Source organism: Planomonospora sp. ID82291, from assembly GCF_015711645.1.
GTDB lineage: Bacteria > Actinomycetota > Actinomycetes > Streptosporangiales > Streptosporangiaceae > Planomonospora.
The window spans coordinates 107,424-127,500 of the sequence record NZ_JABTEX010000009.1 but is presented as its reverse complement, the minus strand read 5'-3'; the positions used below and the strand labels follow the sequence as shown (position 1 = coordinate 127,500).

Sequence of the window (20,077 nt, the reverse complement as noted above, 5' to 3'; positions counted from 1 at the left end):
TTAGCACACTGTTGAGTTCTCAAGAAACGGACGCGTTCACCGTCCGACGGGCCCGGAGGCCGCATCTCGCGGGGCGTTTCGTTCGTTCCGTTGTGTCTTCATTCTGTCGGATCCGCTTTTCCGTGTCAATTTGACCCGGTCCGGCCGATCCGCCTGGAATTCAGACCGCCCCGTTTCCGGGGCAACCCCTCGAACGTACCCGCACATCCGATTCATGTCGAATCGTCCGGAGATGATCGAGGGATCCCGCGTCCCCGGTGCCACCACCGGTTCCCTCGGGCCCGGTGAACTTTATGGACCCGCGCCGACCTCGTCAAATCGATGCGGCCGCCCCGCGAAAACCCTTTGCCCGACGGCTGCGGCGGGACGCACGCTTGGACGGTGACGATTCTTGAGGCCACGGCCCTGGCGAAGAGATTCGGTGCGGTGACCGCCGTCCACGAGGTGAGCCTCGACGTCGGCGCAGGCGAGATCATCGGGCTCCTCGGCCCCAACGGCGCCGGCAAGTCCACCACCCTCCACATGCTCCTGGGGCTCATCACTCCGGACTCCGGGAGCATCCGCATGTTCGGCCTGGACCTGGAGCGCCACCGCATCGAGGTCCTCAGCCGGATCAACTTCGCCGCCAGCTACGTGGACCTGCCCGGGGTGCTGCAGGTCCGCGAGGTACTGGACGTCTTCGCCCGCCTGTACGGCGTGCGCGATCCCAAGGCCCGCGTCGGCGAGCTCGTCGAGCTGCTCGACCTCGGCCCCCTGCGCAAGCGCAAGGTGATGGAGCTCTCCTCCGGCCAGCGCACCCGCGTCCAGCTGGCCAAGGCGCTCGTCAACGAGCCCAGCCTGCTCATCCTCGACGAGCCGACCGCCAACCTCGACCCGGACGCCGGGGACCGGATCCGGAGCCTCCTGGTCCGCGTCGCCCGGGAGAACGGGCGGGCCATGCTGATCACTTCGCACAACATGCAGGAGGTCGAGCGGATGTGCGACCGCATCCACTTCATGTCCGCGGGACGGATCGTCGCGAGCGGCAGCGCCGCCGAGCTCACCGACGTCTACAGCGCGGACAGCCTGGAGGAGGTCTTCCTCAAGGTGGCCCGCGCACGACCCGAGGTGGCCCGTCCATGACACCCCTGACCGTGACCCACTCCCCGCTCGGCCTCCCGGCGCGCGTGACGCGCATCGGCGGTGTGGTCCGCCGGGACTTCGCGGCGCTGCGGCGCAGCCCGATCCGGATGTTCGAGATCGTGTTCTGGCCGACGATCGAACTGCTCGTCTGGGGCTTCGTGACGGTGTTCCTGCAGTCGCAGCAGGTCCCGTTCGTGGTGGCCTTCCTGATCGGCGCCGTGCTCCTCTGGCAGGTGCTGCAGAAGGCCAGCAACGAGATCTCGATCGCCTTCCTGGAGGACATCTGGAGCAGGAACCTGCTGAACGTCCAGGTGAGCCCGCTCTCCACCGTCGAGTACGTGATCGGCCTGATCCTGTTCTCCTTCGGCAAGGTGGTCTTCGCCATAGCCGTCATGGCGGGCCTCGCGCTGGCCTTCTACGGCTTCGGCGTCACCTCCTTCGGTGCCGGCCTGGTGCCGTTCATGGCGCTGCTGCTGGTGATGGGCTGGTCCCTGGGCCTGGTGGGCATCTCGGCCGTGCTCCGCTTCGGTGAGAACGCCCAGGTGATCGCCTGGTCGCTGGTCTTCGTCGTGCAGCCGCTGGCCGGGATCTTCTACCCGGTCGACGTGCTGCCGGAGCCGCTCCAGGCGGTCGCCGCGTTCCTTCCGGCGACGCACGTGTTCACCGGCATGCGGACCGTCCTCGACGGCGGCGCCGTACCGTGGGGTGAGCTGGCCTGGGCGGCGGTGCTGGCCGCCGGTTACCTGGCGGCGACGCTGGGGGTGTTCGCGTGGACGCTGCGCTACGCCCGCTCCCACGGGAAGCTGTCCCGCTTCGGGGAGTAGCGGCGCACGGCGCGGTGGAGGGCCGGTCGGCCGGGCCGGATCCGCAGGACCCGAGCGGGGTCAGGTCTGCGGGGACGGGCCCGGGGAAGGGACCGCCGGAGCCGGGGTGACGGACATCGTCGCCGCGATCACGCTGACCAGGCCCTCGACGACCTCGGTCCGGTCGACCTCGGGGTGCTCCAGCCACCAGTCCCCGGTGGCCTGGACCATGCCGACGAAGGCGTGCCCGAGCACCTGGGCGCGGACCGGGTCGAGGGCGTCCGACTCCGCGGCGATCACCCGGCCGAGCTCCTCCCCCAGCCCGCGCACGACCGCGGTCATCTGGGAGTGGGTCCGGCTGTCCTCCGCGCCGGCCCGGTGGAAGAGGAACCGGTAGAGGTTCAGATTGGCCGAGATCATGTCGAGGTAGGCGGTGACCGCGGAGCGGGCCCGGCCGCGCAGGTCGGCGCCGGCCCGGTCGAACTCGGGCCGCAGGAGGGCGACCACGCTCCGGACGTGCCGGCCGGCCAGCGACTGGTAGAGGCCGCTCTTGTCGCCGAAGTGCCGGTAGAGGATCGGCTTGGTGATCCCGGCCTCGGCGGCGATCGCGGCCATGGACGCCTCCGGGCCCTCCCGCCGGATCACCCGGTCCGCGGCGTCCAGGAGCGCCCGCCGCCGCTCCGGATCCCGTCCGCTCACGCATGCCCCCTCTCAGAAGAGAGATCAGGATAAGCGGACGGACCCGCTCCGGGCCCGCCCGTTGCCGCCCCGTCGGAAGATCCTGTCCGTGGAGGCCGCCGTGGCCCCCGGTGGAGACCCGTGGAAGCCACTGTGGACCCCGTGGAAGCCGCCGTGGACCCCGTGGAAGCCGCCGTGGACCCCGTGGAGGTCCCGCCTTCCGTGGACGGGTCGCCACGCCTGCGGATCACCGTACGGCGTCTCTGGATGCTCCCTTAAGGTCTCATGACGGTCTGCAACGGATATCTCCCCGTATCCCGGGCAGGGCCAACGTCAGCAGGACGCGCCTTCGGGCGGGTGGGCCGGTCGAGCAGGGGACTCTTCGGGTGACGGGTGATTCGGTGGGGACGGCGGCGGGGAAGCCGTCGGGGAGGACGCGCAGACTGATCGCGCGGGTGGCGCTGCGGCTGCTGAGGGCGCTCAACGCCCGGCGGGCGCGCAGGGCCCCGGCGCCCGACGCCGGAACGGTCCGGATCCTGCTGCAGCACGCCCACGGGATGGGCGGGACGATCCGTACCGTGCTCAACCTCGCCGGGTACCTCGCGCGGGAGCGCGACGTGGAGATCGTCAGCGTGATCCGCACGGCCCGCGAGCCGTTCTTCCCGGTTCCGCCCGGCGTGCGGGTGTCGTTCCTGGACGACCGGACCGTGCCCGCCGGGCCGCTCGTCCGGCTGCTGTCGCGTTTCCCCAGCGTCCTGGTGCCCGAGCAGGAGCGGGTCCACCACGCGCTGAACCTCTGGACCGACCTGTGCCTGGTGCGCCGCCTGCGCTCGTTCCGCTCCGGCGTGGTGATCTCCACTCGCCCGGCCTTCAACCTCGTCACCGCGCTGTTCGCGCCGCCCGGGGTCGTCACCGTCGGCCAGGAGCACGTCACCTACGGCGTGCACGCCCCGGAGGTCCTGCGCCTGGCCAAGCGCCGGTACGGCAGGCTCGACGCCTTCGTCACCCTCACCCGGGCCGACCGGGACCGGTACGCCGGGCTGCTGCGGGCCGCCCCGCCGCGGCGGCTGGTCCGCATCCCCAACGCCCTGCCCGAGCTCGCGGGCGACGTCTCGGGGCTGGAGGAGAAGGTCGTGGCGGCCGCCGGCCGGCTGGTGCACGCCAAGGGGTTCGACCGCCTGGTCGCGGCCTGGAAGCACGTCGCGGCCGAGCATCCGGACTGGGTGCTGCGCATCTACGGCGCGGGCACCCGGAAGGCGGAGGACCGGCTGCGCGCGAGGATCGAGGAGGCCGGCCTGTCCGGCAGGGTCTTCCTGATGGGCCGCACGGCGGAGCTCGGCGTGGAGCTGTCGAAGGCGTCGGTCTACGTCGTCAGCTCGCGCTACGAGGGGTTCGGCATGACGATCCTGGAGGCGATGAGCAAGGGCGTGCCGGTGGTGAGCTTCGACTGCCCGCACGGGCCGGGGGAGATCATCACCCACGGGCACGACGGGCTGCTCGTGGGCTCCAAGAAGCCGTCCGCGCTGGCCGAGGCCGTCCGCCGGCTGATCGAGGACCGGGAGCTGCGCCGCAGGCTCGGCGGGAACGCCCTGGTGACGGCCGCCGGGTACGACCTCGGCACGGTCGGCGCGATGTGGGACGAGCTGCTGGACGATCTCGCCTCGGGCGATTCAACCAGGATGAAAGCGAACTTCGGGTAATCTTGCCGCTCTCTCCAGGAGGTGGCAGGTGGCCGAAGCAGGTGCCGTGGCGGTGCCGGGCTACGAGGTGTCCGGCGTGCTCGGCCAGGGCGGTTTCGGGATCGTCTACCGGGCCCGGCAGCTGGCCGTGGACCGGGAGGTCGCACTCAAGGTCGACAACCGGGTCCTGGTCTCCGAACGGGACCGGCGCCGGTTCATGCGCGAGGTCACCTCGGCCGGGGCGCTGTCCGGCCACCCGCACGTCGCCCACGTCTACGACGCCGGGGTGCTGCCCGACGGCCGGCCGTACATGGTGCTGGAGCTGTGCCCCGGCGGGTCGCTGCTGGACCGGCTGCGCGCCGAGGGGCGGCTGGCGCCCGCCGAGGTCGCCGACATCGGCGTGCGGATCGCCGACGCGCTCTCGGCCGCGCACGCCGTCGGCGTGCTGCACCGCGACATCAAGCCCGCCAACATCCTGGTCAACCGGTACGGCAACGTGGTGCTGTCGGACTTCGGGCTGGCCACCATGCCGTCGGCGGGCGGTGAGATGTCGGTGACCCGCGAGTCGCTCACGCCCGCCTACGCCCCGCCCGAGGCGTTCGAGCTGACCGAGCCCACCGCGGCCGGGGACGTCTACTCCCTGGCCGCCACGCTGTACGCGCTGCTGTCGGGCCGCCCGCCGCGCTTCCCGGAGAGCGGCGTGGCCAACCTGGCGGTCATCATGGCCCTGCACCGGCAGCCGATCCCCGAGATCCCGGGGGTGCCGCCGGAGCTGACCGAGGTGCTCCGGCAGGCGATGGCCTCGGACCCGGCCCGGCGCACCCCCTCGGTCGCGGCCCTGCGCGACGCCCTCACCGACCTGCACCTGGCGCGGCACTCCGCGGCCTCCCGCCCCTTCTCCCCCGCGAACCCGCCCCCGCCGGGGCCCCCGTCCGGGCCCGCGGCGGGGCTCCCGGCCGGTTCTCCGTCCGCCACCGGGCCCGTGCCGTACGGCATGCCGCCCGGCACGGGGGGCGTGCCCGGCGGGGAACCGGTGCGCGCGCACCTGACCTCGCCCGGCCTGCGGAGCCTCGCGCACACCCAGGCCCCCGCGGTGCCCGCGGTGTCCGGCGGATCGAACGGCAAGGTGTTCGCCGCCGTGGCGGTGGCGTTCGTCATCCTGCTGCTGGCCGGGGCCGGGCTGATGTACATGGAGGGGGGCATGGAGGGCGTGGCCGGCCTCTCCCTCACGCAGGGGAGCACGGGCGGGCCGGCGGGAGGCGGAGACGCGGCCCCCGAGGCCGAGGCCTCCAGCGGGGACGGCGCTCCGGCCGATCCCGCGGCGGTCGAGGGGGTCGACACCGTCACCGCCGGCTGCCCCGCCGCCGGGGTCTCCGGGGCGGGGGCCGCGTGCGTGGCGGAGGCCGAGTGCTGGAGCGGGCTGCTCGTCTCGGCCGGTGACGCGGGTGCCACGCGGGTCGGCTGCGAGGAGGCGCACTACTGGGAGACCTACGCGGTCGCCACGCTGCCGGCGGACGTCTCCACCTACGTCCAGCAGGTGGTGGAGAAGAACCCGACGGTGAAGAAGGTCTGCGCGTCCCGGATCATGCTCGCCTCCCGGTACGGCGACGCCCGCAAGATCGCCGCCGGGAAGTGGCGCTCGACGGTGCTGCCGCCGTCGGCGCAGCGGTTCGCCGACGGCGACCGCACCTACCGCTGCCTCGGGGGGATCCTCGGGCCGGAGGAGACGGGCACGCTCTTCCGGCCGTCCTGACCGCCCGCGGCGGGCCCGGCCCCCGGTGGCGGGCCCGCCGCGGGCGGTCAGGACCGCTGCCCGGGCCGGTCCACGATCGTCGAGGCCAGCTCGGCCGTGACATAGGCGCTGCCCGCGGGGAACGCCACCTCCCCGCCGATCACCTCGTCGCGCAGCCACACGGTCCGGCTCCCCAGGTAGCGGAAGGTGTCCGGTTCGAGGATGAGGTAGCGGCGCTCCCGCTCCTCTCCCGCGGGACGGTGGAAGACGCCCAGTCCCGCCCGGCCCGCCGCGTCCCGGACACCGAGCTCCACCGCCACCCCGGGGATCCTCGCCAGCGCGCGGTAGATCGCCGCCTCCAGTTCCGGCGGCATGACGGCCCGCTGGCCCAGGTAGACGGAGAGCACCCGGAAGGCGCGGGCGTCGGGGGGCTCGGCCCCGCCCGGGTCCTCCTTCGGCAGGTCGATCCAGTGCCGGTCCCCTGTGACGTGCGCCAGGAGCTCGTCGGGGTCCGTCGGCAGCCTGCGGAGCCTCTCGGCGTACTTCTCCGGTGAGAGGTCGTCGTCGCCCGGGTCCGGCGGCACGTCCTGGACCCGGAAAGCGCCATCCAGGCCGTATCCGGCGTTCTGCCGGCCGTCGTAGCGGAGCCACTCCTCGTGCTCCTGCACCTCGCCGTCCCCGTTCGGCTGCACGGTGACGTACCTGCGGTACTGCCACTGGTGCGGGCGGGGGGCCGCGGCCGCCGGCCGAGACTCGGCGACGAGCGCCGCCCGCTCCAGCACCACGGCAGTCTCGGCGTACCGCGCGGTCACCGCAGGCGTCGCGGGGGCGCCGTCTCCGCCGCCGGGCGGACCGGTCGGCGCGACCTGTACGGCCACCAGCGCGAGGGCGGCCGCCAGGCCGACCGCCCCGGCCGGCACGATCCTTCCCAGTCCGCCGGAGCGCGGGCGTGCCGGACGACCGGACCGGCGACGGCCGGTGGCCGTTCCTGCGGGGGCGGTCCGCGCGGCCGCCATGAGGCGCTCCCGGGCGGGCCCGAGCCGGTCGGCGTCCGCCTCCGGCGCCTGCGCGCGCATCTCGCGCAGCGCGTTCAGCTCATCCATGACGCTCCTCCTCGGTAGCCGTCGGGTCGGCGCCGCCGAGCGCGGCGCGGGTCTTCCTCCTGGCCCGGTTGAGCCGTGAGCGGACCGTGCCGACGGGGATCCCCACCGCCTCGGCGACCTCGCCGTAGGTGAGATCGGCCCAGGCGACCAGCAGCAGCACCTCCCGGTCCCCGGCCGAGAGCCCGGCCAGCGCCCCGGCCAGGTCCTTTTGCACGGCCGAGGCGCTCACCTGGGCGTCCACCCGGTCGGCGTAGCTCTCGGCTACCTCGTCGACTCCGGTCCTGGCCAGCGCCCGGTAGGACCGGATCTCCACCCGGCGGTGCCTGCCGATGAGGTTCCCGGCGATGCCGTACAGCCAGGGGCGGGCGTCCGGCCGGGTCAGGTCGTAGCGGTCACGCCGCCGGAACGCCGCCAGGAACGTGTCGGCGACCACGTCGTCGGCCAAGGAGTCGCCCAGCCGCCGGACGGCGTAGCGGTGGATCTCCGGGGCGTACCGGTCGAACAGGAGCGCGAACGCGTCCGGCTCCTCCAGGGACCTCCGGATCACCTCGGCGTCACCGGCGTCACCGGCGTCCTCGGCCGCCCCGGCGCGGTCTGTGCGCGCGATCAATCCGGCTCCGATCGTCCGGCCCGGGATCTCCGGGGTCCGTCATGGTGTTCACCTTCCTCTCACCCGATACGCCGTGGAGGGTTCACGGCCGGTTCCCGGCCGCCGTGCCGTACCGCCGGGAGCCGCCGGGAGTCCGCGGGCCCACCGGCGCGGGCGGCGTCCGCTGTTGGCAGGATGGCGGGGTGCGTGCACGCCCCGTCTCCATGTCGTCTCTGACCGAGGAACTCGCCGACCGGATCGCCGCGGCGCCCCGGGACTCCTGGGTGCGGGTGGCGGTCGACGGCGCGCCCGCCGCCCGGCCCGGGGAGCTCGCCGACGCGCTGGCCGGGCCGCTCCGGCTGCGCGGCCGCGAGGTCCTGCGCGTGTCCGCGTGGGATTTCCTTCGTCCGGCCTCGCTCCGCTTCGAGCACGGCAGGACCGACCCGGACGCCTTCTACGAGGACTGGCTGGACGCGGGCGGCCTGACCCGCGAGGTGCTGGCGCCGCTGGACCCGGGAGGCTCGGGCAAGGTCCTGCCCTCGTTGTGGAACACGGCGACCGACCGGGCGACGCGCGCGCCGTACGTCACCCTGCCGCCGGGGGCGGTGCTGCTGCTGGACGGGGCGCTGCTGCTGGGCCGGTGGCTCCCGTTCGAGCTGACCGTGCACCTGCGGCTCTCCCCCGGCGCGCTGGCCCGCCGCACCGACCCGGAGCTGCGCTGGACCCTGCCCGCCTACGAGCGCTACGAGCTGGAGGCCGAACCGGCCGAGACGGCCGACGTCGTCGTCCGCGTGGACGACCCCAGGCATCCCGCGGTCGTGGTCGGGTAGGCCCGTCGGGCGCGGACCGGCTCCCGCGTCCGGCGTCCGCGTCGCCTCCCGTCCGGGTCACCTTCCCTCCGCGCCCCCGCCCGGGTCGCCGTCCACGCCCCCGCCCACGCCCCCGCCCGGGTCGCCGTCCGGGTCCGGGCCGGAGCCCCGGTACGGCGCTCCGGCGTGCGCCCGCTCCTCCGGGTGCCGCCGGACCCGCCTGAGGCTCAGGACGACGGTGACGAGCAGAATGGTGAGGATCACCCCGAGTGAGGCGGGCGTGGGGATCTCCGGGATCTCCGCCGACACGTCCCGGTGCAGGAAGACCAGGATGAGCTTGACCCCGATGAACGCGAGGATGGCGGAGAGCCCGATCGAGAGGTGGACCAGCCGCTCCAGCAGCCCTTCGATGAGGAAGTAGAGGGCGCGCAGGCCGAGCAGGGCGAAGGCGTTGGCGGAGAAGACCAGGAGCGGGTGCTGGGTGATCCCGAAGATCGCCGGAATCGAGTCGAGCGCGAAGAGCAGGTCGGTGCTGCCGATCGCGACGAAGACCAGGAACAGCGGCGTGATCACCCGTCGGCCGTCCTCCCGGGCGAGGAGCCGGCCGTCGTGGAGGTCGTCGGTGACGGGGAGGACGCGGCGCACCCAGCGCAGCAGCGGGTTGTCCCCGGGGTCGGGGGCGTTCTTCCGGTGCCGGAAGAGCTGCACGGCGGTCCAGAGCAGGAGCACCCCGAACAATAGGAACGTCGGCGAGAACAGGGAGATCGCCGCCGCGCCCGCGGTGATGAGGACCATCCGCATCACCAGGGCCGCCGCGATGCCGAACAGCAGCGTCTTCTGCCGGTTGCGGGCGGGGACCGCGAACCGGCTCATGATGACCACGAAGACGAAGAGGTTGTCGACCGAGAGGCTCTTCTCGACCACCAGCCCGGCGAAGTACTCCGTCGCGATGTCCGGGCCCGCCAGCGGCCAGAGCGCGAGCCCGAAGAGGAGGCCCGCCCCCAGGTAGAACACCGACCAGAAGGCGGCCTCCTTCAGTTCCACGGCGTGCGGCCGGCGGGCGGCCACCATGAAGTCGAGAACCAGCAGGACGACCACGATCCCCACGACGGCGGCCCAGGCTCCCCACGAGTCGACGGTCATCCCATCCCGCTTCCACCCCCTGCGCGAACACCGTCTCTCTCGTCTTCCCCGCCGCCGCCCGCCGTACCCGCGTCAGCGGAACCGGCGGAAGAACTCCCGCACGTCCCCGACCAGGAGCTCGGGCTGCTCCAGGGCGGCGAAGTGGCCGCCGCGGTCGAACTCGGTCCAGTGCACGATGTTCTCGCTCCGCTCGGCGAACCGCCGGACGGGCGGGACGATCTCCCGGGGGAAGACCGCGACCCCCGTGGGGGTCGCGGAGACCTCCGGCGGGCCGCCCCCGTGCGCGAACTCGTAGTACAGCCGCGCCGAGGAGCCCGCCGTGTTGGTCAGCCAGTACACCGTCACGTTGGTGAGCAGCCGGTCGCGGTCCACGGCGTCCTCGGGGACCTCCGCCGAGTCGGTCCACTCCTTGAACTTCTCCGCGATCCAGGCCAGCTGCCCGGCCGGGGAGTCGGCCAGGCCGTAGGCGAGCGTCTGCGGCCGGGTGGACTGGATCTTCAGGTAGCCGGACATGTCGTCCAGGTAGCGGCCGAGGCCGTCCAGCCGCGCCCGCTCGGCCTCGCTCAGGTCGTCCAGTTCCCCGGGCGCGCCGGACGGGACGGTCAGCAGGAAGTTCAGGTGCACGCCGACCACGTGTCCGGAGTCGACCAGGCCGAGGTCGCGGGAGACCATCGACCCCCAGTCGCCGCCCTGGGCCCCGTAGCGGTCGTAGCCCAGCCGGGCCATCAGCGCGGCCCACGCCCGGGCGATGCGGCGCACCGTCCAGCCCCGCTCGGTGGTCGGGCCGGAGAACCCGTAGCCGGGCATGGACGGGATGACGAGGTGGAAGGCGTCGGCGGGGTCCCCGCCGTGCGCGCGGGGGTCGGACAGCGGGCCGATGACGTCCAGGAACTCCACGACGGAGCCGGGCCAGCCGTGGGTGAGGACGAGCGGCAGCGCGCCGGGCTCGGGTGAGCGGACGTGCAGGAAGTGCACGTTCTGCCCGTCGATCACGGTGGTGAACTGCGGGAAGGAGTTGATGTGCGCCTCGTGCGCCCGCCAGTCGTAGGCGGTGGCCCAGTGGTCGGCGAGTTCCCGGAGGTAGTCCGGCGGCACCCCCAGGTCCCAGCCCGCGTCCGGCAGCCCGTCGGGGAACCGGGTACGGCGCAGCCGGTCGCGCAGGTCGTCGAGGTCGGCCTGGGGGATGTCGATGCGGAAGGGCCGGATCGCGGCGTCATCGCTCATGCCCACCACACTGCCACCCGCCCGCGCAGGGCGGCGCTACCCGGCGGGGAGGTCTCCGCGGTGATCGGAGGGCCGCCATGGGAGCGCTCCCAAGTTTTGGTCCGCACGTATTGAATACCGTATCGGGTCCCACTACGGTGGACCACAAATGAAAGCGAATCGGCTGGGCGCGACTGCCCCGGGCCGGGAGAGAAAACCCCGGGCCAGGAAAGAAGCCTTACCGCGGAGGCCGGAGGGACGGGAAAGCCTCCGCCGGAGAAACCCGCCCGTCGGCCTACCGCATCGAACGGCATCGGCCCTATGGTGTCCCCACGGCGACCGGTGAGGCGCTCAGGCGGCTCCCCGTCGAGGATTCCGCGATCCGGCGGTCGGCGGTCCGGGCGGTGACGAGCACGGGATTCCGTGCATCCGCCCTGCTCGACATCGCGGCCGGGAAAAGGAAATCAATACCCGGCCGACGGCCACCGGTCCGCTTCGCCGCCGGAAACGATCCGCCGGACGGCACGTTCACATAAAGAATATGGAGAAGCGCGGCATGCCCTGCGCCGGAATTCACCGAGACAGCACGAAGACGACTGCGGACGCGCCACGTCCGAACCCGGATAACGGGTGTCCGGATATCGGCCCGGCCGGTAGGCGCCGGTCCGCCGGCGCGCCCTCGGCGGCGGCGCCGCAGGCGTCCCAGGGAAGGGACCGGAACCCGTGAGCGCGCACAGCGACAGAACCTCCCCGCCGCGCCTCGACGACGGCGGAGCCCCGGCCGGGCGGCTTCCGGACGGCGCCGCCGACATCGTGCTGACCGCCCGGCGTCGCTGGGCGCCGCACGTGTGGTGGATCGCCCTGCTCGCCGGTGCCGCCGGCGCCGGCGTCTCGTGGCTGGCCCCCCACGGCAGGGAGATCCAGGCGGTCTGGGAACTCGTCGTCAAACTGCTCGCGTTCGCCTGCCTGTGCTGCGCGATCGCGTTCTTCCCCTGGGTCTCGCGCCGCCTGCACTGGCTGCTGTACATCCCGTTCGTGTTCTTCACCGCGTACGTGATCCCCCGGGTCAGCTGGTTCTACTACGGCGACGTCGCCCGCGCCCAGGGCGACGGCTTCTACACCCACCTGTACCTGCTGCTCTACCCCGGGATCGTGCTCACCGTCGCGGCCGCCTACCGGATCGGCGGCGGCACCCCGGGGCGCTGCCTGCAGGTCGCGGCCAGCGGCATCCTCATCGTCTTCTCCGGCCTGCTCGACGTCATGTGGCAGGTCGTCAACCCCGTCGAGATCCCCGACCTCATCGACGCCCCGCACATCAACCTGTTCACCGGCGGGCCGATCTCGTTCGGCGCGGCGATCCTGTTCACCCTGGCCCACCTGCCGGTCCTCATCGTGATCAACCTGCTCCCCCTGGACCGCTGGATCGGCCGCCTGCTGGGGGCCGGGGAAGCCCCGGCGCGGTGACCGCCACCACGAGGACCGGGACCACCACGAGGAGGCGAAGCGTGCCGCACCCCCACGACACCCCCCACCCCGGCGGCGCGACCGCGGATCTCGTCGCCGAAACGCCCCCCGCCACGACCCCCGGCACGGCCCCCGGCACGGCCGTCGGCACCGCCACGACCCCCGGCACCGCCACGGCCCCCGGCACGGCCGTCGGCGCACCGGTCAGCATCTCGGTGGCCGCGCCCGCCTACAACGAAGCCGACAACATCACCACCGCCATCACCCGGTGGCACACCTACCTCGACCGCCACCCCGCCGTCGGCGCCTGGGAGATCGTCGTCTGCGACGACGGCAGCACCGACACCACCCGCGCCCTCCTGACCGACCTGCAACACCGCTGCCCCCACCTCGTCATCATCGGCTTCGACCGCAACCGCGGCGCCGGCGCCGCCATCGCCGCCGCCATCGCCGCCACCCGCCACGACTGGATCGTCCTGCTCGACTCCGACGGCCAGTTCCCCATCACCAACCTCGACCGCTTCCTGCCCCACCTGCAGACCGGCACCGCCACCGCCTTCTCCGGCGCCCGCCTCCACAAAGCCGACACCCTGCCCTACCGCTGGGGCTCGGCCGCCAGCGGCGCCGTCAGCAACCTGCTGCACCGCACCCGCTACCGCGACTTCAACTCCATCTTCAAAGTCGTCCGCGGCCCCCTGCTGCGCGCCCTGCCCCTGGAATCCGGCGGCATGAACTGCTCCACCGAGATCACCGCCCGCCTCACCGAGACCGGCCACACCTGGACCGAGATCCCGATCGAGCACCACCCCCGCGGCGGCGGCCGGCGCGGCTGGCGCTTCTGGCGCGGCGCCCTCGACCGCGCCCTGTTCGTGGCCTACCTCGGCTACCGGCGATGGCTGCTGCACCGCGGCGTGCTGCGCGCCCCGGCCGTCCCCGACCTGACCGACCCCACGGCCACCCTCCACCCGACCGGCACGGCGCGCACGGCCCCATCCGGCACCACGGCCGCCCACGACCTGTCCGGCACGGCGCGGGAGGCCCGATGACCCCGCCCGCCGCCGGCCACCCACCCGCCGACCGCACGCCCGCGGACCCGCCACCCGGCCGGCTGAGGATCGCCCTGTTCAGCGGCGGACGCGGCGGCGCCAGCATCGCCCGCCACCTCCTGCGCACCCCCCGCACCGACCTGTCCCTGCTCATCAACGGCTACGACAACGGCCACTCCACCGGGGCGCTACGCCGCTACCTGCCCGGCATGCTCGGCCCCTCCGACTTCCGCAAGAACCTGCTGCTGCACCTGAACGACACCGACCCCCGCCACACCGCGCTGCGCACCGTCCTCGAACACCGCCTGCCCCCCGCCAGCACCCCCGACGACCTCACCACCCTCACCGACCGGTTGGCCCGCGGCACCGCCCTGCCCGCCCTGCCCGCCGCCGCCCGTACCGCCATCACCCGCGACCTGACCGCCTTCCTGCACCACCTCCACCACCACCCCGGCCTCGACCTGGCCGACTGCGCCCTGGGCAACCTCGTCCTGACCGGCGCCTACCTGCGCCTCAACCGCGACTTCAACGCCGCCGTCACCTCCTGCGCGGCCACCTTCGCCACCCCCGCCCGCCTCCTGAACGTCACCGACGGCCGCAACGCCTTCCTGACCGCCCTCAAGCACGACGGCCGCCTGCTGACCGACGAAGCCGACATCGTCGCCCCCCAGGACGCCGTCGCCATCACCGACCTGTTCCTGCTCGACGCGCCCCTGACCCCGCACCGGCAGGCCGCGCTGCAGGCCCTGCCCCCCGACCGGCTGCGCGCCGCGCTGACCGGCGCCCGCGCCCCCCTGACCCTCAACCCCCACGCCCGCCACGCCCTCACCCACGCCGACCTCATCGTCTACGGACCCGGCACCCCCCATTCCTCCCTGCTGCCCAGCTACCTCACCCCGGGCCTGAGCGACGCCATCACCGCCAACCCCACCGCCGCCAAGGTCTTCATCGTCAACATCGACGACGACCACGACGTCCAAGGCCTGGACGCACCCGCCCTGCTCGAACGCACCCTGGCCTACCTGGCCGACCCCCTCAACGAACGGCGCACCGTCACCCACGTCCTGTGCCACCGGACACGGACCGCGCCGGCCTCCGGTGACACCGGGCCCGGCCGGACGGCAGCACGCTGGATCACCGAGGACCTGGAGGACCCGCGGCGGCCCGGCGCGCACTGCGGCCGGCGCACCGTCGCCGCGCTGACCCGCATCGCCGCCGGGACGTCCCTGGTGGGTGCAGGATGAACCCGGCGCCGGAGCCGGTCACCGCCACCGTGGCCGCGACGATCGCCGGGCGGCGGGCCTGGCTGTTCGACCTGGACGGCACGCTCGTGGACTCCGCCCCCGCCCACGAGGCGGCGTTCCGCACCGCCCTCGCCGAGACCGCCCCCGACCTGCTCGACTCCTTCGACTACACCGCCCACGCCGGAACGAGTACCCGGCAGGTCATGCAGGGACTGGGGCTGCGCCCGGACCTCGCCCGGCGGGCGGCCGAACGCAAGCAGGAGCTGTACCGGGCCTACGCCGCGGACGGGGCCGTGGCCGTCCTTCCCGGAGCACGCCGGCTCCTCGGCCTGCTGGCCGACCTCGGCCGCATCCCCTACCTGGTCACCAGCGGCAGCCGCGACTCGGTCACCCGGGTCCTGACCGCCTGCGCGCTGACCGGGTCGTTCCGCGCCGTGCTCACCGCCGACGACGCACCCTGGAGCAAGCCCGACCCGCGCTTCTACCGGCAGGCCTGCCACCGGTGGGCCGTCGACCCCGCCGACGCCCTCGCCGTGGAGGACTCCGCCCACGGAGTCGCCTCCGCCACCGGCGCCGGCCTGCTCACCCTCCAGGTCCACGGCGCCGAACCCGCTCCGGGAGCCGTCACCGTGCAGAATCTGGACGCGATCGTGGCCCTCCTCGACACCGAGACTCCCGGCATGGAGGTGAACCCCCGTGGATGACCGGCGGATCTGCGCGGTGATCCCCGCGGCCGGGCAGGGCACCCGGCTCGGCCTCGACGTCCCCAAGATCATGACCGAGATCGCCGACGGCACCACCGTCTGGCACCTGCTCCACCGGCGGCTGCGCCCCTGGACCGACCACATCCACGTCGTCCTGTCCCCCGCCGGCCACGGGCCCTTCCAGGAGCTGGCCGCCGACGAGATCGCCCGCGGCGCCGTCTCCGTCAGCGTCCAGCACACCCCCACCGGCATGGGCGACGCCATCTTCGGCGCCGCCCCCCACTGGCGCCCCTACGAATCCATCCTGATCGTCTGGGGCGACCAGGCCAACCTGTCCCCCCGGACCGTCCGACGCGTCGTCCACGCCCACCGCGGCGACGACCCCGCAGGCGCCCCCGCGGATGCCCCCGCAGGCTCCCCCGCCGCCGATGCCGCCCGGCCCGCGCTCACCCTGCCCCTGGTCCCCCTGCCCGACCCCTATGTCGAATACGAACTGACCGGACCCGCCCTGACCCGGGTCCGCATGTCCCGCGAAGGCGACGACTGCCGTCCCGGCGGCCTCAGCGACGTCGGCGTCTTCTGCCTCAGCACCGGCGGCCTGACCGCGGCCTGGCGGGACTACCTGGCCGGCGCCGCCCCCGGCACCGCCACCGGCGAGGTCAACTTCCTGCCCTTCCTGCCCCACCTGTCCCGCGACCGCGGCTGGCGCACCACCGTCGTGCCGGTCACCGACCCCGACGAGGCCCGCGGCGTCAACACGCCCGCCGACCTGGAGTTCGTCCGCCGGGCGTTCCTGCGGAGCACCCGGTGAGCGCCCGCCCGCACCGGGTCCACGTCGTCTGCTCGGAGATCCCGCCCGACGTCGTCGGCGGACTCGGCCGCTACGCCGAACGCGTGACCGCCGCGCTGGAGCACTCCGGCGTCCCGGTGGAGGTGTACGGCACCGCCGGGCCGCGTTCCCGGTCCCCGCGGACCGAGCGGGCCGGTGACGTCACGCTGCACCGGGTGCGCACGGTCGGCGCCGGTCGCGCCGGAGACTCGCGGACGCCGCTGCCCGTGCGGCAACTGGCCCGGATCGCCGGGCTGGTCGCCTTCAACGTGCGCGTCGCGGTCCGCGTCCTGCGCGCCGAGGCGCGCAGGCCCAGGGCCGAACGCGGCGGAACGGTCGTCGCGGTGCACGACTGGATGGGCTGCCTGGCCGGCATCCTGTGCCGGCTGATCGGACGGCTGCCGGTGGTCTTCCACGTGCACACCCGCGAGCTCAACGCCGCCCCGTCCCCCCGGCGCTCCCCCGTGGCCGCCGCCGTCTCCGCGCTCGAGACGCTCCAGGCGCGCACGGCGCGGCTGATCGTGGTCCCGAGCGACGGCATGCGCGACGACCTGGCGGCCCGCGGCTGGCCGCGCGACCGACTGCGGGTCGTGCCGCACGGCTTCGAGGACCCCGACCTGCTGCGGCTGGCCGCACTGCCCGACGCGGACCGCGACCGCCTCCGCGCGCAGGTCCGGCGCCGCCACCTGCCCGGCGGCGAGGGCCGGCTGGTGGTCTTCGCCGGACGCCTGTCACCGCACAAGGGCGTGCGCACCCTGATCCGGGCGGCCTCCCGGGTGGCGCGGGAACACGACGACGTGCGGATCGTGCTCCTGGGCGCGCAGGCCCCGCGCACCGACGACGACGCGGAGACGGCACGGCTGATCGAGCAGGAGGGCGTCGGCCGGCACGTGGCGGCCGGCTACCGGTTCGTGGACGCGCCCGAGGTCTTCGCGCACTTCCTCGCCGCCGACGTGTGCGTCTTCCCGTCCGTCTACGAGCCGTTCGGGCTGGTGGCGGTGGAGGCCATGGCGCTGGGCCGGCCGGTGGTCGTCGGACCCGGCTACTCCCCCGAGGTGGTCGGGGACGGCGCGCTCCGGTACGCGCACGACTCACCGGAGGAACTGGCCGAAGCCCTGTCGCGCTGCCTCGACGACCGCGAGACCGCCGCCCGGCTCGCCGCTCGCGGCGCCGCGCACGTCCGCGACCGGTTCACCTGGGCGCGGACCGCCGAACTCACCCTGACGGCCTACGGCGAGGCCGCCCGATGACGCTCCGCCGGACGGCCGGAGGCGTGCGCGCCCGGACCGCGCGGCTGCTGCACGGCCGCGGCTGGGCGGTCGGCCCGACGGTGACGGGCGCCGTCGCCAGCGGGCTGTCCGCGGCGACCGGGCTCGTCATCGCCCGGGAGATCGGCGCCGCGGCGTTCGGCCACTTCACCGTGGTCCTGACGATCGCCACGATCCTCACCGTCGGCATGCTGATGAGCCTCAACTACGTCATGTACCAGGAGCTGCCCCGGGCCGAGCCCGCGGACCGCCCGGCCCTGGTGACCACGGCGCTGCTGGCCTCGCTGGGACTGGGGACGGCCCTGACCGCCGCCGGACTGCTGGCCGCCGCGCCGCTGACCGCCCTGCTCGGCGTCGACGTGCGCACGCTGTGCTTCTCCCTGGCGCTGGCGGCGGCGATGACGGCCAACCAGCTGACCGAAAGCCTCCTGCGGGGCCTGAAGAGGTACGCCCGCACCGCCGTCCTCAAGCTCGCCGTCGCCGTCGCCTACCTGGGCGGCTCGTCCTACTGCCTGCTCGTCCTGGGCATCCGGGACGCCGCGTTCTACCTGGTCGCGCTCATCGCCACGACCGCCGCCTTCGCCGTCGCGGCCGTGCCGGGCCTGGAGATCGCCCCCCGGACCTGGTCCGCGGCGCTGGCGCGCTCGCTGTACCGGCACGGCGCCTACGTGACCGTCCTGGCCGCGTTCACCTCCCTGGTGTTCGGGGTGGATGTGATCTTCCTCAACCACTGGGCGGGGCAGGCCGACGTCGGCGTGTACTCGGTGTACAACGGCTTCCCGAAGCGGTTGTTCGGCGTGCTGTTCACCGACGGGATCGGCCTGGTGCTGCTGCCCGCCCTGGCCACCATGGACAAGACCGCGGTGCTGCGGCGCATCGGCCGGATCACCCCGCTGGTCGCCGCGGGCACGGCGCTGCTGTCGTTCGCGGCCGGCGCCGTGTTCTTCCTCCTGCTCCGCGAGCAGTACCCGTACGCGCTCGGCCTGATGGCGCTGTCGGCCGCGGGGATGGGCGTCCACATGGTCTTCAACCTCTACTCCGCCGCCCTGCTGATGGACGGGGTGCGCGGCGCGAAGGTGCTCATCGCCTGCCTGGCGGCGGGGACGCCCGTCGCCCTGGCCTGCCAGGCGGCGCTCACCGCCTGGCAGGGCCTGACCGGGGCGCTGACCGCGTTCGCGCTGAGCAATCTCGTCCTCGTCGCCCTCGTGGCCGCGACCGCCGCCCGGACGTACCGGCGGGCGGATCCGGCGGCGGGCGCGCCACGTCCCCGGGAGACCGCACCATGAAGATCGTCCACATCATCAACCAGTTCCCGCCCAACATCACCGCGGGGCTCGGCCGCTACGCCGAGGAGATCGTCCCCCACCTGGCCGGCCACCGGCCGCTGGCGGTCTTCACCCTCAACGACACCGGGGACCGCCCGGTGCACGAGCGGCGCGGCGCCGTCACCGTGTACCGGCCGCCGGGCCGGATCCTCGGCGCGATCGGCCGCAGGCGGCGTCTCAACCGCACCCGCCGGACCGAGTTCGCCCTGCTCGCGGCGAGCGTCGTGGCGAGCAACTGGCGCTACTTCCTGCGGCTGCTGCGCGCGGGCCGGAGCGGGCGGCCCGACCTGGTCGCCGTGCACGACTCGACGAACTTCCTGGCCGGGCTGCTCTGCCACCACGTGCTGCGGCTGCCGGTCGTCCTGCACGTGCACACCACCGAGTACGGCGTGGCCCCGCAGCGCAGCATCACCGACCCGCTCGACGTGTTCGCCGCCGTGGAGCGGTGGCTCGGGCGGATCGCCCGCCGCGTCGTCGTCGCCACCCCGGAGGTCCGCGAGCAGCTCGTCGCCGCCGGCTGGGACCCGGCGACGCTGGACGTCGTGTGCCTGGGCGGCACGTTCGAGCGGGTGCTCGCCGATCCCGGCCTCGACCGGGACGGGCTCCGCGCGGGCGCCGAGGCGCTGCGCGCCCGGCTCGGCATCCCGGCGGAGGACCCGGTCCTGCTGTTCGTCGGCCGCCTGGAACGGCAGAAGGGCGTCTACCAGCTGCTGGAGGCGATGCGGCGGATCGCGCCCGCCGTCCCCGGGCTGCGGCTGGTCCTCGTCGGGGAGGGCGACCGGGCCGGCGTCGAACGGATCGCCGCCGAGAGCAAGCTGGACGGGCGCGTGCTCACCTCGGACGGGTTCGTCGAGGGGCGGGACCTGCTGGAGTACTACGCGATGGCCGACGCCTGCGTCTTCCCCTCCCTGTTCGAGCCCTTCGGCCTGGTGGCGACCGAGGCCATGGCGCTGGCCCGGCCGACGATCCTCGGCGACGGGTTCTCCCGGATCTTCCTCGGCGACCCGGAGCGGCCCGCGGCGCGGTTCGTGCGCGCCGCCGACCCCGACGACATCGCCCGCTGCGTGATCGACGTGATGACGGACCCGGACCTGCGCCGGGCGCTCGGTGAGAACGGCGAGCGGTTCGTCCGGGAGCGGCTGAGCTGGGCCCGCGCCGCGCAGGAGACGCTCGCGGTGTACCGGGCGGCGCTGGCGGGCCCGGACGCCGGGCGGACGGCCGGGTCCGGCGCGGCCTGACGGTCCGGGCCCGGCGCCGCCCGACGGTCCGGGCCCGGCGCCGCCCGACGGTCCGGGCCCGCCGGCGCCGCCCGACGGTCCGGGCCCGCCGCCGCCCG

General features: G+C 74.1%; 18 protein-coding genes. 13 read left to right on the top strand and 5 right to left on the bottom strand.

The window, feature by feature from the left end; translation table 11 throughout:
- The first annotated feature begins 381 nt into the window (after positions 1–381).
- Complete coding sequence (locus HS045_RS32610) at positions 382–1,122, top strand: ABC transporter ATP-binding protein (protein WP_196455468.1); 741 nt, start codon at positions 382–384, stop codon at positions 1,120–1,122.
- Entirely contained in the window at positions 1,119–1,946 is an 828-nt protein-coding gene (locus HS045_RS32605; protein ID WP_196455467.1) for an ABC transporter permease, read from the top strand. Before HS045_RS32610 ends, HS045_RS32605 begins: the two co-directional genes overlap by 4 nt.
- A 60-nt stretch (positions 1,947–2,006) precedes the next feature.
- On the opposite strand, the gene HS045_RS32600 is transcribed toward HS045_RS32605, so the two are convergent.
- Positions 2,007–2,624 (bottom strand): TetR family transcriptional regulator, encoded by a 618-nt coding sequence (locus HS045_RS32600; RefSeq protein ID WP_196455466.1) that lies wholly within the window; start codon positions 2,622–2,624, stop codon positions 2,007–2,009.
- 365 nt (positions 2,625–2,989) lie between these two features.
- Here HS045_RS32600 and HS045_RS32595 point away from each other — a divergent pair, with 365 nt between their 5' ends.
- Together HS045_RS32595 and HS045_RS32590 are read left to right on the top strand one after the other, a co-directional pair.
- On the top strand, positions 2,990–4,303 hold the full coding sequence (locus tag HS045_RS32595) for a glycosyltransferase family 4 protein (protein WP_307827833.1): 1,314 nt from the start codon (positions 2,990–2,992) through the stop codon (positions 4,301–4,303).
- A 28-nt stretch (positions 4,304–4,331) separates the two neighbouring features.
- The gene (locus tag HS045_RS32590) at positions 4,332–6,035 is read left to right on the top strand and encodes a serine/threonine-protein kinase (RefSeq protein WP_196455464.1); all 1,704 of its coding nucleotides are present in this window, start codon (positions 4,332–4,334) and stop codon (positions 6,033–6,035) included.
- A 47-nt stretch (positions 6,036–6,082) separates the two neighbouring features.
- On the opposite strand, the gene HS045_RS32585 is transcribed toward HS045_RS32590, so the two are convergent.
- The gene (locus tag HS045_RS32585) at positions 6,083–7,117 is read right to left on the bottom strand and encodes a CU044_5270 family protein (protein WP_196455463.1); all 1,035 of its coding nucleotides are present in this window, start codon (positions 7,115–7,117) and stop codon (positions 6,083–6,085) included.
- Complete coding sequence (locus HS045_RS32580) at positions 7,110–7,727, bottom strand: sigma-70 family RNA polymerase sigma factor (protein ID WP_230885212.1); 618 nt, start codon at positions 7,725–7,727, stop codon at positions 7,110–7,112. Before HS045_RS32580 ends, HS045_RS32585 begins: the two co-directional genes overlap by 8 nt.
- A 182-nt stretch (positions 7,728–7,909) precedes the next feature.
- Between HS045_RS32580 and HS045_RS32575 the strand changes: the two genes are divergently transcribed.
- Positions 7,910–8,536, top strand: a complete 627-nt coding sequence (locus HS045_RS32575) for a uridine kinase (RefSeq protein ID WP_196455462.1) — start codon at positions 7,910–7,912, stop codon at positions 8,534–8,536.
- Positions 8,537–8,593: 57 nt separating this feature from the next.
- Here HS045_RS32575 and HS045_RS32570 read toward each other — a convergent pair whose 3' ends face one another.
- Positions 8,594–9,658 carry a TerC family protein gene (locus HS045_RS32570; RefSeq protein ID WP_196455461.1) on the bottom strand — a complete coding sequence of 355 codons (1,065 nt, stop codon included), beginning with the start codon at positions 9,656–9,658 and terminating at the stop codon, positions 8,594–8,596.
- Between the two features lie 72 nt (positions 9,659–9,730).
- Positions 9,731–10,882 (bottom strand): epoxide hydrolase family protein, encoded by a 1,152-nt coding sequence (locus HS045_RS32565; protein ID WP_196455460.1) that lies wholly within the window; start codon positions 10,880–10,882, stop codon positions 9,731–9,733.
- 702 nt (positions 10,883–11,584) lie between these two features.
- On the opposite strand from HS045_RS32565, the gene HS045_RS32560 reads away from it, so the two are divergent.
- The 8 genes from HS045_RS32560 to HS045_RS32525 are packed head-to-tail and all read left to right on the top strand — an operon-like array spanning position 11,585 to position 19,979.
- Entirely contained in the window at positions 11,585–12,325 is a 741-nt protein-coding gene (locus HS045_RS32560) for a hypothetical protein (RefSeq protein WP_307827832.1), read from the top strand.
- 41 nt (positions 12,326–12,366) lie between these two features.
- Positions 12,367–13,371 carry a glycosyltransferase family 2 protein gene (locus tag HS045_RS32555; RefSeq protein ID WP_307827830.1) on the top strand — a complete coding sequence of 335 codons (1,005 nt, stop codon included), beginning with the start codon at positions 12,367–12,369 and terminating at the stop codon, positions 13,369–13,371.
- The gene (locus tag HS045_RS32550; RefSeq protein ID WP_230885211.1) at positions 13,368–14,615 is read left to right on the top strand and encodes a 2-phospho-L-lactate transferase CofD family protein; all 1,248 of its coding nucleotides are present in this window, start codon (positions 13,368–13,370) and stop codon (positions 14,613–14,615) included. Before HS045_RS32555 ends, HS045_RS32550 begins: the two co-directional genes overlap by 4 nt.
- Entirely contained in the window at positions 14,612–15,319 is a 708-nt protein-coding gene (locus HS045_RS32545; protein WP_196455459.1) for an HAD family phosphatase, read from the top strand. Before HS045_RS32550 ends, HS045_RS32545 begins: the two co-directional genes overlap by 4 nt.
- Complete coding sequence (locus tag HS045_RS32540) at positions 15,312–16,130, top strand: NTP transferase domain-containing protein (protein ID WP_307827829.1); 819 nt, start codon at positions 15,312–15,314, stop codon at positions 16,128–16,130. The genes HS045_RS32545 and HS045_RS32540 overlap by 8 nt, the downstream gene beginning before the upstream one ends.
- Positions 16,127–17,398, top strand: coding sequence for a glycosyltransferase family 4 protein (locus HS045_RS32535; protein WP_196455458.1), 1,272 nt, complete (start codon positions 16,127–16,129; stop codon positions 17,396–17,398). The genes HS045_RS32540 and HS045_RS32535 overlap by 4 nt, the downstream gene beginning before the upstream one ends.
- On the top strand, positions 17,395–18,702 hold the full coding sequence (locus tag HS045_RS32530; RefSeq protein ID WP_196455457.1) for a lipopolysaccharide biosynthesis protein: 1,308 nt from the start codon (positions 17,395–17,397) through the stop codon (positions 18,700–18,702). The genes HS045_RS32535 and HS045_RS32530 overlap by 4 nt, the downstream gene beginning before the upstream one ends.
- Positions 18,699–19,979, top strand: coding sequence for a glycosyltransferase family 4 protein (locus tag HS045_RS32525; protein ID WP_196455456.1), 1,281 nt, complete (start codon positions 18,699–18,701; stop codon positions 19,977–19,979). Before HS045_RS32530 ends, HS045_RS32525 begins: the two co-directional genes overlap by 4 nt.
- The last annotated feature ends 98 nt before the right edge of the window (positions 19,980–20,077 follow it).

Coding starts and splice junctions, on each gene's coding strand:
- HS045_RS32605 (WP_196455467.1), top strand. CDS start 1,119: ATGACACCCCTGACCGTGACCCACTCCCCGCTCGGCCTCCCGGCGCGC.
- HS045_RS32585 (WP_196455463.1), bottom strand. CDS start 7,117: ATGGATGAGCTGAACGCGCTGCGCGAGATGCGCGCGCAGGCGCCGGAG.
- HS045_RS32570 (WP_196455461.1), bottom strand. CDS start 9,658: ATGACCGTCGACTCGTGGGGAGCCTGGGCCGCCGTCGTGGGGATCGTG.
- HS045_RS32565 (WP_196455460.1), bottom strand. CDS start 10,882: ATGAGCGATGACGCCGCGATCCGGCCCTTCCGCATCGACATCCCCCAG.
- HS045_RS32550 (WP_230885211.1), top strand. CDS start 13,368: ATGACCCCGCCCGCCGCCGGCCACCCACCCGCCGACCGCACGCCCGCG.
- HS045_RS32545 (WP_196455459.1), top strand. CDS start 14,612: ATGAACCCGGCGCCGGAGCCGGTCACCGCCACCGTGGCCGCGACGATC.
- HS045_RS32530 (WP_196455457.1), top strand. CDS start 17,395: ATGACGCTCCGCCGGACGGCCGGAGGCGTGCGCGCCCGGACCGCGCGG.
- HS045_RS32525 (WP_196455456.1), top strand. CDS start 18,699: ATGAAGATCGTCCACATCATCAACCAGTTCCCGCCCAACATCACCGCG.